Origin of the sequence: Klebsiella sp. MPUS7 (genome assembly GCF_009905335.1) — a bacterium.
Classification (GTDB): Bacteria; Pseudomonadota; Gammaproteobacteria; order Enterobacterales; family Enterobacteriaceae; genus Klebsiella; species Klebsiella grimontii.
This window is the reverse complement of the sequence record NZ_CP047604.1, coordinates 2,289,161-2,305,316: the sequence shown is the minus strand read 5'-3', so window position 1 is coordinate 2,305,316 and position 16,156 is coordinate 2,289,161. Positions and strand designations below refer to the sequence as shown.

The window sequence follows — 16,156 nt, the reverse complement described above, 5'->3', positions numbered from 1 at the left end:
TTAGCATAATTATTAGTGATGTTTGAGAAATTTATATTTGATATTTATATACTTGCCACCGGAGAGATAATGGTCTACGCCCTGCGAGCGTGGCGGTCAAATAAGCAGCACGCGTAGGCATCGCGCCGCGGGCTATTAAACTTGCGCGGAACGGAGATATACCAGGAATTTTCGTATGAATAGTTGAAGTGGCAACGCAATGAGGCTTAGTAAAAACGCCCGGGCGTTTCGATGATAGTTGTTCCGGGGATACAAAAGCTGTAAGGGGGGGAATCCCCCCTGGTTAACTTAGATCACGGCGGTGGTTAGCCGTGACGAACAGCAAAGGCGCCCCTGTTGATCAGAGATTTCGATTTGCCACACCTGGTGACGGGCGCCAACGTGCAGCGCCCGGCACACGCCGCGAACCCTGCCGCTGCGCACCGAACGAATGTGGTTGGCGTTCACCTCCAGCCCCACCACCTTCTGCTCGCCTTCGCTGCACAGATAGCCCGCGACCGAACCTAACGTTTCCGCTAAAACCACCGACGCGCCGCCGTGCAGCAAGCCAAACGGCTGATGGGTGCGGCTATCTACCGGCATGGTGGCAATGATGGCGTCGTCGGTTATCGCCTCGAAGCGGATATCCAGCAGACCGACCATGTTCCCCTCGCCCATCGCGTTCAGCTGTTCCAGGGTGCTGTGACGTTTCCAAATCATCCCATAATCTCCAGTAGCGCCTGCAGCGGGTGGCGTACGCCGCTGCCTTCAATACGCTTCACCTGGCTACGACAGGAGTAGCCGGTGACCAGGCAGCGATTGCGCGGCAACCGCTCCATCGCCTGCTGCCACGAGAGCGCGTAGATCGCCAGCGAGTTGGCGTGGTTCTTCACTTCATGACCGTAGGTACCTGCCATGCCGCAGCAGCCCACGCTAACGTTTTCCAGCTTCGCGCCAAAGCGGGCGAAGATATCCGCCCACTGCCGGGTGGACGCGGGAAGCGCCGTCACCTCGGTACAGTGGCCAAACAGATACCACGACTCGCCGCCTTTATCCTGGGCCGCGGTTTCCGACAGCGCCTGAGGCAGCCACTCGTGCACCAGCATGACGCGGAAATCGCCGCGCTTGTCGCCGAGGACCTGGTTATATTCATCGCGGTAGCAGAGCACCAGCGCCGGATCGACCCCCACCATCGGCATGCCGAGCTCGGCCACCCGGTTAAGGAAATCGGCGGTTTTCTGCGCGGTGCGCGCGAATCGCGTCAGGAAGCCCTTAATATGCTGCGCCTTACCGTTTGGCGAAAACGGCAGCAATACCGGCTGGTAGCCCACCTTCTCAACCAGGCGAACAAAATCGGCGACCACCTGCGCATCGTAGTAGCTGGTAAACGGATCCTGAACTACCAGCACCATTTTCGCTTTCTGCTCTGCGCTCAGTTCTTCCAACTGCTCCAGCGTGGTATTCGCCGAACGGTGGCCAACCATCTGCTGCTTCAGCGACGGCACGGAGAGCAGCGGGAGATCGACCATACCGATATGCTTTTCCGACAGCTTGCGCATCCACGGCTGGTTAATAAAGAAGTTAAAGGTCTTCGGCGCATGCGCCATCAGCGGCGCGTAGGATTCAACCGTCGCCACCAGATGGTCGCGGACCGGGCGCAAATAGCGGCTGTGGTAAAGCTGGAGGAAACGCGAACGAAACTCCGGGACGTCAATTTTAATCGGGCATTGGGTCGAGCAGGCTTTACAGGCCAAACAGCCGGACATCGCCTCCTTAACCTCATGAGAGAAATCGTACTCTCCCTTCCGCGCATGCCAGCTATTGCGGGTACGTTCCACCAGGGTACGCAGGCTGGCGCGCTTTTCCGGCAGGTCTTTTTCCAGCTGATTGGGGTCGATACCGCGGTCCGCCAGCAGCCGCAGCCATTCGCGCACCAGCGTAGCCCGGCCTTTCGGCGAGTGGATACGGTGATTGCTGACCTTCATCGACGGACACATCGGGCTTTTGGCATCAAAGTTGAAGCACAGGCCGTTGCCGTTACACTCCATCGCCCCGCGCCATGAGCTGCGCACAGCGATGGGAATCTGCCGATCGAATGTGCCGCGCTTAACCGCATCCACCTTCATCATCGGCGCGTCAACGCCTTCAGGCGGGCAGATTTTACCCGGGTTAAGGCGGTTATCCGGGTCAAAGGCGGCTTTAATCTTGCGCAACTCGCCAAATAACGCTTCGCCAAAGAACGCCGGACTATATTCGGCGCGGAAGCCTTTCCCGTGTTCCCCCCACAGCAGGCCGCCATACTTAGCGGTTAACGCTACGACGTCATCGGAGATCCGCTTCATCAGCATCTCCTGCTGCGGATCGCACATATCCAGCGCCGGACGCACGTGCAGCACGCCGGCATCCACATGGCCAAACATGCCGTAGCTCAGCCCGTGGCCGTCGAGCAGCGCGCGAAATTCCGCAATATAGTCGGCCAGATGCTCCGGCGGCACGCAGGTATCTTCGGCGAACGGTATCGGCTTGGCGGCCCCTTTGGCATTACCCAGCAGGCCGACCGCTTTTTTACGCATCGCGTAGATGCGCTCCACGCCGTCGAGATCGTGACAAACCTGCCAGCCGATGACGCCCGCTTCGTTGCGCGATATCAACTCATCCAGACGCTGGCACAGCGCCGTCACCTGGCTATCAATCAGCTCGACGTCGTCACCGGCGAATTCGACGATATTCAGCCCCAGCATCTCTTTATCCGCCACGTCGGTAATGAGCTCGCTGACCGAATGCCAGACGATATCTTCGCGCGCCAGATTAAGCACTTTCGAGTCGACGGTTTCGACCGAGAGCGCCCTGGCTTCAACCATAAACGGCGCGTTACGCAGCGCGGAGTTAAAGGAGTCGTACTTCACGTTGACCAGTCGACGCACTTTCGGCAAACGGGTGATATCCAGCCGCGCTTCGGTGATAAACGCCAGCGTCCCTTCGGAACCGGTCAGAATGCGGGTGAGATCGAATTCGCTCATCTCGTCATTAAAGACGTGGCGCAGATCGTAGCCCGTGAGGAAGCGGTTGAGTTTGGGAAATTTATCGATAACCAGCTGGCGCTGCGCTTTGCAGCGCTGATAGACAGTGCGGTAAATACGCCCGATAGCCGACTGCTGAGCGCTTAGCGTTTCCGCCAACGCTACCGGAATCGGCTGGGTATCAAGAATGTCGCCGCCGATCAGCACCGAGCGCACCCCCAGCACGTGGTCGGACGTTTTGCCGTAGACCAGCGAGCCCTGCCCGGAAGCATCGGTGTTGATCATCCCGCCAAGCGTGGCGCGGTTGCTGGTCGACAGCTCCGGCGCGAAAAAGTAACCGTATGGCTTAAGGAATTGATTAAGCTGGTCTTTAATGACCCCGGCTTCCACCCGCACCCACCCTTCTTCCGGGTTGATTTCTATAATGCGGTTCATATAGCGGGACATATCGACGATGATCCCGGCGTTCAGCGCCTGACCGTTGGTGCCGGTACCGCCCCCGCGCGGGGTAAAGATCAGTGATTTAAAACGCTCTTCCGCCGCCAGCCTGGCCAGCAGAGCCACGTCCGCCGTGGAACGAGGGAATATAATCGCATCCGGCAACAGTTGATATACACTGTTATCAGTCGCCATCGTTAGCCTGTCGGCATAGCTGGTGGCGGTATCCCCGGTAAAACCTTGTTGCTCCAGTACCTGCAAAAAATTCAGCACCAGTTGAACGACACCTGGCGCTTGAGAAATCTGTGGGATCATGACGCTCGACCCTGCCTGACTATGTTGTGTTGTAAGTGATTAAACGTTTGCGTAGTGCCCTCAACTTTTTATCACATTTTTTTCATATGCGCCCGCCAGAATTAAGGGCAAAATCAGGCGCGCGAACATATTGATATTATTATCAGTACATGGAATTACGCTGCGTCAGCCTTTTGACGCGACTGCAAAGGTAAAACTTCACTATGATTAACCCCAATCAGCCCCGGGACATACCGCAAGTTCTGCTGTCGGTGCTGTTTTTGTCCCTGATTATTATTTCCTGTCTGTGGGTCGTGCAGCCTTTTATCCTGTCATTCGCCTGGGCCGGTACCGTGGTTATCGCCACCTGGCCGGTACTTTTGCGCCTGCAGCGCCTGCTGTTCGGCAAGCGCGCCCTGGCGGTGCTGGTGATGACGCTACTGCTCTTTTTACTGTTCGTTATCCCTATTGCGCTGCTGGTCAATAGCCTGGTCGATAACAGCACGCCATTAATAAAAGTGATTACCAGCGGCAACTTTACGCCGCCGGACCTGGCGTGGCTAAATAGCGTTCCGCTAATCGGCGATAAGCTGTATACCGGCTGGCATAACTTACTGGAGATGGGGGGAACGGCGATTATGGTCAAAATTCGCCCCTATCTTGGCACCACCACCACGTGGTTTGTCGGCCAGGCGGCGCATATCGGCAAGCTGCTGGTCTATTGCGGACTGATGCTGCTGTTCAGCGCCCTGCTGTACTGGCGCGGCGAACAGGTCGCCTATGGCTTCCGTCATTTTGCCACCCGCCTGGCGTCCAAACGCGGCGACGCGGCGGTGATCCTCGCCGGACAGGCGATTCGCGCCGTAGCGCTGGGGGTGGTCGTTACCGCGCTGGCCCAGGCGGTGCTTGGCGGTATTGGCCTTGCAGTCAGCGGCGTGCCCTACGCCGCGCTGCTCACCGTGGTGATGATCTTCACCTGCCTCGTACAGCTGGGACCCCTGCTGGTCCTGGTACCGTCAATTATCTGGCTGTACTGGAGCGGCGATACCACCTGGGGCACCGTGCTGCTGGTCTGGAGCTGCGTCGTCGGCACCATGGATAACTTTATTCGTCCGCTGCTGATTCGCATGGGCGCCGACCTGCCGATGATTCTGATTCTTTCCGGCGTTATCGGCGGTCTGGTGGCGTTCGGCATGATAGGACTGTTTATCGGTCCGGTACTGCTGGCGGTCTCCTGGCGGCTGTACGATGCGTGGGTTAACGAAGCGCCGCCGCCGCCGAAAGACCCCGATCTGGTGCTTGAAGAACTGAGCGAGCTGAATACGCGAGCCTCGCAGGAGAAGTAAGCGAAAAGGCGGGGAAACCCGCCTTTCCCCATTGCGCCCGTGATAGCCATCGAGCGGGACAATCTAAAATATTAAGAAATACTAATCTATCTCTCACCGCATCCCGCATTCCTCTGCCTGCTAACCCTATTTGCTGCACAGATTCTTTACCTTAATTTAACTATTGAGAGGAATCCGATCGACGCAAAAAGCCTCAGTGCCTAGTATTAGCTCACGGTTATAAATCAACATATTGATTTATAAGCATGGAAATCCCCTGAGTGAAACAACGAATTGCTGTGTGTAGTCTTTGCCCATCTCCCACGATGGGCTTTTTTTTGTCCGTTTTCTGCTCCCCCCCCAAAAAAATCCCCGCCACTGCTGACGGGGATGGTCTTTTTAGCGAGAATCCGGCGCGAACTTACTTATTCAATTCCGCCAGGCCGAGCCAGGTTTGCACGACCGTATCCGGGTTCAGAGACAGGCTATCGATCCCCTCTTCCATCAGCCAGGCGGCAAAATCTTCGTGGTCGGACGGACCCTGCCCGCAGATACCGACATATTTGCCCTGTTTCTTCGCCGCGCGAATGGCCATCGACAGCAGCGCTTTCACCGCGTCGTTACGCTCATCGAACAGTTCGGAGACCACGCCGGAGTCACGGTCCAGGCCCAGCGCCAGCTGCGTCATATCGTTAGATCCGATAGAGAAGCCGTCGAAGTATTCGAGGAACTGTTCAGCCAGCAGCGCATTCGATGGGATTTCACACATCATAATCAGCTTCAGGCCGTTTTCGCCGCGCTTGAGGCCCTGGCGTTCCAGCTCTTCAACTACCGCTTTTGCCTGCGCGACGGTGCGGACAAACGGCACCATGATTTCGACGTTGGTCAGCCCCATGTCGTTACGCACCCGTTTAACCGCTTCACATTCCAACGCGAAGCAGTCGCGGAAGCTTTCGGACACATAGCGGCCGGCCCCGCGGAAGCCCAGCATCGGGTTCTCCTCTTCCGGCTCATAACGTTCGCCGCCGACCAGATTGGCGTATTCGTTAGATTTAAAGTCGGAAAGACGCACAATCACTCGTTTCGGGAAGAATGCCGCGCCCAGCGTCGAGATCCCTTCCGTCAGGCGACCGACGTAAAACTCTCTCGGCGAGTCGTAGCCTTTCATCAGCTCGCGGATTTCGTTCTGCAAACCCGGCTCCTGATCGTCGAACTCCAGCAACGCGCGCGGGTGGACGCCGATCATACGGTTGATGATGAACTCCAGTCGCGCCAGGCCTACGCCTTCGTTCGGCAGGCAGGCAAAGTCAAAGGCGCGGTCCGGGTTGCCGACGTTCATCATGATCTTCAGCGGCAGATCCGGCATCGTGCCAACGCTGGAGCTCTTCACGCTGAAGTCGAGGATTTCGGCATACACGTAGCCGGTATCACCTTCCGCGCAGGAGACGGTCACGTTCTGGTTTTCCTGGATGCGATCGGTGGCGTTGCCGCAGCCAACCACCGCCGGGATCCCCAGCTCACGCGCGATAATCGCCGCATGACAGGTACGCCCGCCGCGGTTGGTGACGATCGCCGCCGCTTTTTTCATGATCGGTTCCCAGTCCGGGTCGGTCATGTCGGTCACCAGCACGTCGCCGGGCTCGATGCGGTTCATTTCGCTGATATCGTGAATGACCTTTACCGGACCCGCGCCGATGCGATGGCCGATAGCGCGCCCTTCCGAAATAATCTGTCCTTGCGCATGGAGGGTATAACGCTCCATGACCTGGCCGCGCGAACGGACGGTTTCCGGACGGGCCTGCACGATAAATAGCTTACCGGTATGACCATCCTTCGCCCACTCGATATCCATTGGGCGGTTGTAGTGTTTTTCGATTTGTAGCGCCTGCTGCGCCAGCTCCTGCACTTCCGCATCGGTCAACGAGAAAACGTCGCGCTGCGCCTGCGGCACGTCTTCGATACGCACCTGCTTGCCGTGCTCCTGGGTAGGGGCGTAAACCATGCGGATCTTTTTCGACCCCATGGTGCGGCGGACGATGGCCGGACGGCCCGCTTCCAGCGTCGGTTTATGGACGTAGAACTCATCGGGGTTGACCGCCCCCTGCACCACCATTTCGCCGAGTCCCCAGGCGGAGGTGATAAACACCACCTGGTCAAAACCGGATTCGGTATCGATGGAGAACATCACGCCGGACGAGGCCAGATCGGAACGGACCATCCTCTGCACCCCGGCGGAAAGCGCCACCCCGCGATGATCGTACCCCTGATGCACGCGGTAGGAAATGGCGCGATCGTTAAACAGCGAAGCAAACACGTGCTTCACCGCGACGAGCACGGCGTCAAAGCCCTGCACGTTAAGGAATGTCTCTTGCTGACCGGCGAAGGAAGCATCCGGCATATCTTCCGCCGTCGCCGAGGAGCGCACGGCAAAAGAGGCCTCAGCGTCATCGGCGGAGAGCTGGGTATAGGCATCACGAATCGCATTTTCCAGTTCGCTCTGGAACGGCGTATCGATGATCCACTGACGGATCTGTGCGCCCGCTTTCGCTAATGCGGAAACGTCGTCAATGTCGGTTTCATCCAGCAGTTCATAAATGCGCTGGTTAACACCGCTTTGGTCCAAAAACTGATTAAAGGCATCAGCGGTGGTGGCAAACCCGTTCGGTACGGAAACGCCCATACCCGACAGATTTGTAATCATTTCACCAAGGGAGGCATTTTTGCCCCCAACCCTGTCTACATCATTCATGCCGAGTTGGTTATACCAAAGCACCAGCGGTGACGAGCCATTGTTGGACATCGAGACAATCCTTTTGTGATTTAATACCAGTGATAAATAATTCACGATCGACTACGAGATTTATCCTGACATATTTATCCAGCTGAAAGAAACGGTGAATCGTTCAAGCAAATTATTTTTTCGTTTTTAGGATTCTTTGCCAGATATAGCTAAGCTAATGATTCTTCAGAAATCTGATGAAATTTGATACAAAAGATACGCGGTTGCGAAAAATGAACTCACCTTTTCATTAAAAATAAAAATAGCGTTTCATTTTTTAAATATGAGACAAAGCCTGGAGCGTTATGCTTAAATTTAATATCAGCTTTCAGACAATTAAACTCATTATACCGGATGGTCAAAATGGAAAGTGCTGTAGATCGCCACGTCTTTTATATTTCCGACGGTACCGCTATTACGGCGGAAGTTCTGGGTCATGCGGTCATGTCGCAATTCCCGGTCGCCACCAGCAGCGTAACCCTGCCGTTTGTCGAAAATATCAGCCGCGCGCGCGCCGTGAAGGAGCAAATTGACGCGATTTTCCAGCAGACCGGCATTCGACCGCTGGTGTTCTACTCCATCGTGCTGCCGGAAATCCGCGACATCATCATACAAAGCGAAGGCTTTTGTCAGGATATCGTTCAGGCGCTGGTGGCCCCCCTGCAGCAGGAATTGCGCCTTGACCCGACGCCCATCGCTCACCGAACCCACGGCCTGACGCCGGGCAACCTCAACAAATACGACGCGCGCATCGCCGCTATCGATTATACCCTTGCCCACGATGACGGCATTTCGCTGCGCAACCTCGACCAGGCCCAGGTGATCCTCCTCGGCGTTTCGCGCTGCGGGAAAACCCCTACCAGCCTGTACCTGGCGATGCAGTACGGTATCCGCGCCGCCAACTACCCGTTTATCGCCGATGATATGGACAATCTGATTCTTCCGGCCTCCCTCAAGCCGCTACAGCACAAGCTCTTCGGCTTAACGATCAATCCAGAGCGCCTGGCGGCCATCCGCGAAGAGCGACGCGAAAACAGCCGCTATGCTTCTATGCGTCAGTGCCGGATGGAAGTGACCGAAGTCGAAGCGCTTTACCGCAAAAACAAGATACCTTGCCTGAACAGTACCAACTATTCCGTGGAAGAGATCGCCACCAAAATCATGGATATTATGGGGTTAAGCCGCAGGATGTACTAACACACTAGTACATTATTGAAAATTTGTTTATGCTATCACCCGTGGCCTATACAGGATCATGCCCTGCTCTTGCAATAAGCGGGGATTGGTTTATCGTGATGCGCATCACTTCCCGGCATTTTCGCCGCGGAAGAAACAGATTTTTGAGACCCCAATGAATAAAACAGACGAATTGCGTACCGCGCGCATTGAAAGCCTGGTAACGCCCGCGGAACTGGCGCAACGGCATCCTGTGTCTGCCGAAGTAGCAGCTCACGTCTCCGCTTCGCGCCGCCGCATTGAGAGAATCCTCAACGGTGAGGACCGTCGCCTGCTGGTGGTGATCGGTCCGTGCTCCATCCACGACATTGATGCGGCGATGGAGTATGCGCGCCGCCTGCAGGGCATGCGCGAACGTTACCAGCCGCAGCTGGAAATCGTGATGCGCACCTATTTTGAGAAGCCGCGCACGGTGGTCGGCTGGAAGGGGCTGATCTCCGACCCCGACCTCAACGGCAGCTATCGGGTGAATCACGGTCTCGAGCTGGCGCGTAGCCTGCTGCTGCAGGTCAATGAACTGGGCGTACCGACCGCCACCGAGTTTCTCGATATGGTGACCGGGCAGTTTATTGCCGACTTGATAAGCTGGGGCGCTATTGGCGCGCGTACGACCGAGAGCCAAATCCACCGCGAAATGGCCTCGGCGCTCTCTTGCCCGGTAGGCTTTAAGAACGGTACCGATGGCAATACCCGTATCGCCGTAGACGCTATCCGCGCTTCCCGCGCCAGCCATATGTTCCTGTCGCCGGATAAGCAGGGGCAAATGACGATCTATCAGACCAGCGGTAATCCGTACGGCCATATCATTATGCGCGGCGGCAAAAAACCAAATTACCACGCTGCCGATATCGCCGCAGCCGGTCAAGCGCTGGCTGAGTTCGACCTGCCGGAACAGCTGGTGGTGGATTTTAGCCACGGCAATTGCCAGAAACAGCACCGCCGTCAGCTGGAGGTGTGCGCCGATATCTGCCAGCAGATCCGCGCCGGCTCGACCGCTATCGCCGGGATCATGGCCGAGAGTTTCCTTCAGGAAGGCACGCAGAAGGTGGTCGCAGGCCAGCCGCTGGCCTGGGGGCAGTCGATTACCGATCCCTGCCTGAGCTGGGACGATAGCGAACGGCTGCTGGATGAATTAGCCGCCGCAACCGCCACTCGCCTGTAGTTCCCCCTCCCCTCCGTCTCCGCGGCGGGGTTATTTCTCGCCCTCGTCCGCTCGTTCACCGGCTAAATCGGCTATTTCGATAAATAATGCTTGCCGTGAAAAACAACATTATTGATAATGATTATCATTGTTACCTTGATTTTTATTTTTAGTGCTATGACGCGTATGGATAACACTGCCACAGCAGAAAAAACTAAAGACAATGCCCCGTACCCTGTTCCGACGGACAGAGAGATAAGCAGCCGCACATTATTAGGCAGCGAGGGACGGGTAGTGATTGAACACGGCGGTCAGCGCTACCTGCTGCGCCAGACTCATTCAGGTAAGCTGATCCTGACCAAATAATTATCCCCGCCGATTAAGGCAGGGATAATAACGACTAGCTGGAACAGCTCACCTCAAGACGCCTTCCCCAGTCAGGAGGACGATTGACATAATCATCCGTCCTGTCGATAAAAGGCTGGGATAGCGCATTATGCAGACGTTCCAGCTCGCTCATATCTCCCTGCTCCGCCAGTTCAATTGCCCGCTGCGCCAGCCAGTTTCGCAGCACCAGCGCCGGATTCACGCTGCGCATCCGCGCCTGCCTTTGCGCATCGTCAACCTGTTCATCACGCAGGCGCGCGCGATAATCGGCAAACCAGCTATCGAAGGTCTCGCGGTCGATAAACTCATCGCGTAGCGGCGAAGCGGCGCTCTCTTGCTCGCTGGCGCTGAGCATTCGGAAGGTCCGCGTATAGTCGCTGCCTTCACGCGCCATTAAGGCAAACAGACCGTCCAGCAGCTCGTTATCCCCTTTTTGCTGGGTAAACAGGCCAAGCTTGTCGCGCATGCGGCGGCCATATGCCGTGAGCAGCGCGTGCTGGTAACTATCCAGCGCGCCGTTCAATAACTCCGCGCTGATAAACGGCGACAGCGTCTGCGCCAGCCGTTGCAGATTCCATAGCCCTACCGCCGGCTGATTATCAAAGCTATAGCGCCCCTGATAATCGGAATGGTTACAGATAAATCCCGGCTGGAAATCGTCAAGGAAACCGTATGGACCGTAGTCCATCGTCAGGCCGAGGATCGACATGTTATCGGTATTCATTACCCCGTGCGCAAAGCCGACCGTTTGCCAGCTGGCAATCATTTCAGCCGTTCGGGCGACCACGTCGCTGTACCAGGCAATGTACTTATCCGCTTCATTTTGCAGATGCGGCCAGTGGTGACGGATCACGTAATCCGCCAGCTGCTGCACTTTGAGCGGCTCGCGGCGGTAGTAGAAGTGCTCAAAATGGCCAAACCGTACGTGGCTTTCCGCCAGCCGCATCAGCATCGCCCCGCGTTCAACGGTTTCACGGTATACCGGGGTGTCGCTGGCCACTATCGCCAGCGCGCGAGTGGTGGGAATGCCCAGCGCATGCATTGCTTCCGAGGCCAGCCCCTCGCGGATCGTTGAGCGCAGCACCGCCCGTCCGTCCCCCATCCGTGAATAGGGAGTGAGCCCGGCGCCTTTCAGGTGCCAGTCAAAGCGACGACCGTCCGCGAGCTGCTGTTCGCCGAGCAGAATGCCGCGCCCGTCGCCGAGCTGCCCGGCCCAGGAGCCGAACTGGTGGCCGCTGTAGACCTGCGCCAGCGGCGACATTCCCGGCAGCAGCGTTTCGCCGCCCCATACGCCAGCGCCCTTCTCCGGGCTAAATAACGACTCGGCGACGCCCAGCGATCGCGCCAGCGGCGCGTTGTGCCAGACAAGCCGCGCATTCTCCAGCGGCGTGGGGGCTAAAGCAGTGTAAAAATCCGGCAGTTCATCACGCCAGTGGGTAGTAAAAGACAGGGTCATGGTTCCTCCTGCCTTCAGTGTAGTGCTTTCAACAAATTATTAACACGGGGCGAGTACGGGGTTATTGCCATAATAAGCCGCACGGGGATTGTGCGCGCTTCTGCCATTGCCCGGTGGCGGCTGACGTTAGATCCTTCGCGCCTGCCAGAATTTTTTATGCCAGTAGACATTATCCAGCGATGAGCGCGTCACGCCCTGGCTGGTGGAGGCGTGGATAAACTGGTTGTCCGTGTCGTAAATACCGACGTGCAGACCGCTCTCTCCGGAGCCGGTCTTGAAAAAGACCAGATCGCCGGGCAGCAGTTCGCTCTTATCAATTTTGGTGCCGATCTCCGCCTGCTCGCGTGTCTCACGCGGTAGCTGCAGCGCGAACTTATCGCGAAAGGTCATTAACACAAACCCGGAGCAATCAACGCCGCGCGGCGACATGCCGCCGTAGCGATAAGGCGCTCCCCGCCAGTTCCTTAACTGCTCATTCAGGTTGGCCACAACGGTAATCGAATCAGCCAGCCGTGGATTTGGCGGCGGCGCCCGGTGACTGCTACAACCCGCCAGAAATAACGCAACACACAAAACGAGCCAGAAACGCATCTCAGACGAATCCTCTGTTCCTTATCCTGTTAGCAGAATAATTTAGCTTGTTTATCAATTCGCTGGCAAGCTGACTGCGTGCTACTGTGACGGAACGAGCATAAGATGACCAGCCACCTCGACTCTCTGGAAGTCCATGGCGTAGGCGGCGGTTAAGTTTTCTTCGTTAAGGACTTCAGCGGTACTACCGCAGGCGATGGTTTTCCCCCGGCAGATAAGCCAGGCGCGATGGGCATGCCGGAGGGTATGATTAAGGTCGTGGCTGCTCATCACAATAGCAACCCCGGATGCGCAGAGCTCATTTAATACGCGATCGAGCGCGGACTGCTGCGCCACGTCCAGGCTGTTCATTGGTTCATCCAGCAAGAGCAATTGCCCGGCCGGATTAGCCTGCCGATGAATCTGCAGTATTACCGCCGCCAGCCGCACGCGCTGCCACTCCCCACCAGAGATGTGATTCACCTGGCGCCCAAGCTTATCGCCTAAGCCCAGTTTCTCCGCGATAGCCGTCAGCAGGGCGTTTTGCGCGTCGTTATGCAGATGCAGCGACAGATAATGCCAGACCGGCATCGCGAAAGGCGGCATCTGGTGTTGGCTTAAATAGGCCCGATGACGCGCCAGCTCCTGAGCAGGCCAATCCTTCAGAGGGCGTTCATTCAGTTTGACCCGCCCCGGTCCGGTAGAAAGTCCCGCCATACGCGCCAGCAGCGTGCTTTTCCCCGAGCCGTTTGGCCCTACCAGATGGATAATCTCTCCCGGCCGGATATCCGCTGAAAACGGCGCCAGCCGCCCCGCCTCTTCTACGTCCTGTAGCTGCATCAAAAACGGCATTATTTCGCTAAAGCTCCTTTAATGGCGGCCACCAGTTGGGGGTCATCCGGCGTCATATCCGGTGAGAAACGACCGATAACCTGTCCGTCCCGGCCAATGAGGAATTTTTCAAAGTTCCATAGAATATCATCGACATACAGCGGCGCCCTGCCTTTACTGGCCATGCGCTCATAAAAACCGCTGCCTTCCGGCGCGACGGCCTGCGGGGCGGCATCAACCAGCTTCTGATACAGAGGCGCGCGATGCTCGCCGTTGACGTCAATTTTGCTGAACATCGGGAAAGTGACGCCGTAGGTGGTGCTACAGAAGGTTTTAATCTCTTCTTCGCTGCCCGGCTCCTGCCCCAGGAACTGGTTGCACGGGAAGCCCAGCACGCTAAAACCTTCGCTTTCAAACGCTTTTTGCAGCGCTTCCAGCTGCTCATACTGCGGCGTCAGGCCGCATTTTGAAGCAACGTTAACGATCAGCAGCACTTTGCCCGCCCATGGGGCAAGCGTTGTGGTTTCACCATCGATGGTGGTGACTTCAGTATTGAGAATATCGTGTTGCATAGCCTTCCCTCAGTGAATAAACCGGTTTCTGCTTCAGGTGATCCCTATCTACTGTAGCGGATTCAGACCGGGTCATTCTACTTTGAATCCCCCGGGAGTGTCTCTTGATGTAACAGGCCACACAACATGAATTCATCTCAACACCGGGAGCACGCAATTCAGTGTACAGTGATGAATGGATGTAATAGCATTTCGTTAATTGTTAATTTAAGAGAGTTTTATTGATGAAGAAGATGTTTAGCACGGTGTTAATTGCGGCCTCCGTCGCGCTGCTGGCGGCCTGCTCACCGGATGAAGATAATAAGATCAAAGTCGCCATTAATACCGGGCCGGATGAGGCTATCTGGAAAGTCGTAGAACAGGTGGCCAAAGAGAAATATAACCTCGACGTGGAGGTTATCTCATTTAATGATTACGTACTGCCGAACGAAGCGCTGAACAATAAAGACGTCGATGCTAACGCCTTCCAGACGCTGCCTTACCTTGAGGCGCAATCAAAAGAGCGCGGCTATAAGTTTGCGATTGTCGGTAAAACCTTCGTTTTCCCGATCGCCGCCTACTCGAAGAAAATCAAAAATATCAGCGAACTGCCTGACGGCGCGACGATTTCCATTTCTAACGAAACCACAACCCTGGGCCGCAGCCTGCTGCTGCTGCAGGCGCAAGGTTTAATCAAGCTAAAAGAAGGGACAGGCTATCTGCCTACAACGCTGGATATTATCGACAATCCTAAACAGCTAAAAATCGTCGAAGTCGACACGCCGCAGCTGACCCGTACCCTTGACGACCCGAATGTCGCCCTGTCGATTATTAACACCAACTTCTCTGCCCAGGCCGGCCTGTCGGCCGCCCGCGATGGTTTATTTATGGAAGGTCCGGACTCGCCGTACGTCAACGCCATCGTTTCACGCGAAGAGAATAAAGACAGCAAAAAGGTTCAGGAGCTGAAAGAGGCCTTCCAGACTCAAGCGGTTGCCGACAAGGCAGCGGAAGTCTACAAAGGCGATGCGATTAAGGGCTGGTAATTAGCCACCGCTTACGGCCGCCCGTCACTGCGGGCGGCCTGATTTTAATAATAACCAGATGAACACCGGCGCACCCAGGGTGGCGGTGACCACGCCAATCGGCAATTCCGCCGCCGAGAGCGCCAGACGCGCGACGATATCCGCCCCCAGCAGAGCGCTGGCTCCCGCTAACAGACAGGCCGGAAGCAGCGCGCGGTGATCGCTCAAACCACATAGCCGCAAAATATGCGGAATAACCAGACCGATAAAGCCAATCGCTCCCGCCAGCGCCACGCTGACGCCCACCAGCCAACCGGTAGCGACCACCAGCACTTTACGCCATAGCCATAGCGGCAACCCCAGCTGACGTGCGGAAACCTCCCCCAGCGCTAACAGATTGAGCGGCTGCGATTGCAGACACACCCAGGCCAGCACCGGCAGCAGCGCCAGCATCAGCCACAGCTGCTGCCAGTCCACGCCGCCAAAGCCGCCCATCATCCAGTACATCAGTTGGCGGAGATCGAAAGAGGTGGAGAAATAGACCGCCCAGGTCATCAGGGCGCTACAAATGATGCCGAGCGCGACCCCCGCCAGCAGCAGGCGACTGGTTGAGAGATGCCGCCGGGCAAAACGCAGTAAAATAAAGGTAATAACCAGCGCGCCAGCAATCGCGCATAGCCCGAGCGCCCAGCCTGGAAGCATGCCTTTTCCCAGCAAGACGGCAGCTATCAGGCCAACCCCAGCCCCGTTTGATACCCCTAGCAGCCCAGGCTCCGCCAGCGGATTTTCAAACAGCGCCTGCATAATCGCCCCGGACAGCGCCAGCGCGGCCCCCACCAGCAGGACGGCCAGGGTGCGCGGCAGACGAATCTGCCAGATAAACAGCTCACCTTTGGCGCTAAACCATTCTCCGGGGCCAATCCACTGGTCGCCGGCGCACAGGCTGATGGTCGACGTGACCAGCAGCAGCAACGTTAATACCGCAAGCCAGCGCCGGTTCCGGCGCCGTTGAATTTGAGCAAAGGTCAGCATAGATTTCTGAATCGAGAAAAAGGATGTGGTTGATTTTACGGTATTCGGCCAGGAAAAGAAAAAAGGCCGCATAGCGGCCTTTTTAGTTAGTT

Annotated in this window: 13 protein-coding genes and 1 other RNA gene; 6 read left to right on the top strand and 8 right to left on the bottom strand. The window is 56.6% G+C overall.

What is annotated here, in order from left to right; translation table 11 throughout:
- Nucleotides 1–288: 288 nt before the first annotated feature.
- Nucleotides 289–699 (bottom strand): 1,4-dihydroxy-2-naphthoyl-CoA hydrolase, encoded by a 411-nt coding sequence (gene menI / locus GUC22_RS10820; protein ID WP_004132130.1) that lies wholly within the window; start codon nucleotides 697–699, stop codon nucleotides 289–291.
- Nucleotides 696–3,752 (bottom strand): FAD-binding and (Fe-S)-binding domain-containing protein, encoded by a 3,057-nt coding sequence (locus tag GUC22_RS10815; RefSeq protein ID WP_024357892.1) that lies wholly within the window; start codon nucleotides 3,750–3,752, stop codon nucleotides 696–698. Before GUC22_RS10815 ends, menI begins: the two co-directional genes overlap by 4 nt.
- 203 nt (nucleotides 3,753–3,955) lie before the next feature.
- Between GUC22_RS10815 and ydiK the strand changes: the two genes are divergently transcribed.
- On the top strand, nucleotides 3,956–5,077 hold the full coding sequence (gene ydiK, locus GUC22_RS10810; protein ID WP_064342833.1) for an AI-2E family transporter YdiK: 1,122 nt from the start codon (nucleotides 3,956–3,958) through the stop codon (nucleotides 5,075–5,077).
- Nucleotides 5,078–5,290: 213 nt separating this feature from the next.
- Nucleotides 5,291–5,398, top strand: an RNA gene (gene rprA / locus GUC22_RS10805) — antisense sRNA RprA.
- A gap of 79 nt (nucleotides 5,399–5,477) precedes the next feature.
- Here the strand turns inward: rprA and ppsA are convergent.
- The gene (ppsA, locus tag GUC22_RS10800; RefSeq protein WP_049088739.1) at nucleotides 5,478–7,856 is read right to left on the bottom strand and encodes a phosphoenolpyruvate synthase; all 2,379 of its coding nucleotides are present in this window, start codon (nucleotides 7,854–7,856) and stop codon (nucleotides 5,478–5,480) included.
- Nucleotides 7,857–8,198: 342 nt separating this feature from the next.
- Here ppsA and GUC22_RS10795 point away from each other — a divergent pair, with 342 nt between their 5' ends.
- From GUC22_RS10795 to hemP, 3 genes are all read left to right on the top strand, one after another.
- Nucleotides 8,199–9,032, top strand: a complete 834-nt coding sequence (locus GUC22_RS10795; RefSeq protein WP_004119141.1) for a pyruvate, water dikinase regulatory protein — start codon at nucleotides 8,199–8,201, stop codon at nucleotides 9,030–9,032.
- 154 nt (nucleotides 9,033–9,186) lie between these two features.
- Nucleotides 9,187–10,233: a 3-deoxy-7-phosphoheptulonate synthase AroH gene (gene aroH / locus GUC22_RS10790; RefSeq protein WP_024357889.1), complete on the top strand. Its 1,047-nt coding sequence runs from the start codon at nucleotides 9,187–9,189 to the stop codon at nucleotides 10,231–10,233.
- A gap of 165 nt (nucleotides 10,234–10,398) precedes the next feature.
- On the top strand, nucleotides 10,399–10,578 hold the full coding sequence (gene hemP, locus GUC22_RS10785) for a hemin uptake protein HemP (protein ID WP_162685329.1): 180 nt from the start codon (nucleotides 10,399–10,401) through the stop codon (nucleotides 10,576–10,578).
- Between the two features lie 34 nt (nucleotides 10,579–10,612).
- Here the strand turns inward: hemP and selO are convergent, their stop codons facing one another.
- The 4 genes from selO to GUC22_RS10765 all read right to left on the bottom strand — a co-directional run bounded on the left by selO (nucleotide 10,613) and on the right by GUC22_RS10765 (nucleotide 14,028).
- Nucleotides 10,613–12,055: a protein adenylyltransferase SelO gene (gene selO, locus GUC22_RS10780; protein ID WP_024357887.1), complete on the bottom strand. Its 1,443-nt coding sequence runs from the start codon at nucleotides 12,053–12,055 to the stop codon at nucleotides 10,613–10,615.
- A 126-nt stretch (nucleotides 12,056–12,181) separates the two neighbouring features.
- Nucleotides 12,182–12,646, bottom strand: a complete 465-nt coding sequence (locus tag GUC22_RS10775) for an NlpC/P60 family protein (protein WP_004134084.1) — start codon at nucleotides 12,644–12,646, stop codon at nucleotides 12,182–12,184.
- Nucleotides 12,647–12,727: 81 nt separating this feature from the next.
- Nucleotides 12,728–13,477: a vitamin B12 ABC transporter ATP-binding protein BtuD gene (btuD, locus tag GUC22_RS10770; protein WP_155551912.1), complete on the bottom strand. Its 750-nt coding sequence runs from the start codon at nucleotides 13,475–13,477 to the stop codon at nucleotides 12,728–12,730.
- Nucleotides 13,477–14,028, bottom strand: a complete 552-nt coding sequence (locus GUC22_RS10765) for a glutathione peroxidase (protein WP_004134072.1) — start codon at nucleotides 14,026–14,028, stop codon at nucleotides 13,477–13,479. Before GUC22_RS10765 ends, btuD begins: the two co-directional genes overlap by 1 nt.
- A gap of 224 nt (nucleotides 14,029–14,252) precedes the next feature.
- Between GUC22_RS10765 and GUC22_RS10760 the strand changes: the two genes are divergently transcribed.
- Nucleotides 14,253–15,053, top strand: a complete 801-nt coding sequence (locus GUC22_RS10760) for a MetQ/NlpA family ABC transporter substrate-binding protein (RefSeq protein ID WP_004119129.1) — start codon at nucleotides 14,253–14,255, stop codon at nucleotides 15,051–15,053.
- A gap of 24 nt (nucleotides 15,054–15,077) precedes the next feature.
- On the opposite strand, the gene btuC is transcribed toward GUC22_RS10760, so the two are convergent.
- The gene (gene btuC / locus GUC22_RS10755) at nucleotides 15,078–16,064 is read right to left on the bottom strand and encodes a vitamin B12 ABC transporter permease BtuC (RefSeq protein ID WP_004134071.1); all 987 of its coding nucleotides are present in this window, start codon (nucleotides 16,062–16,064) and stop codon (nucleotides 15,078–15,080) included.
- Nucleotides 16,065–16,156: the final 92 nt, after the last annotated feature.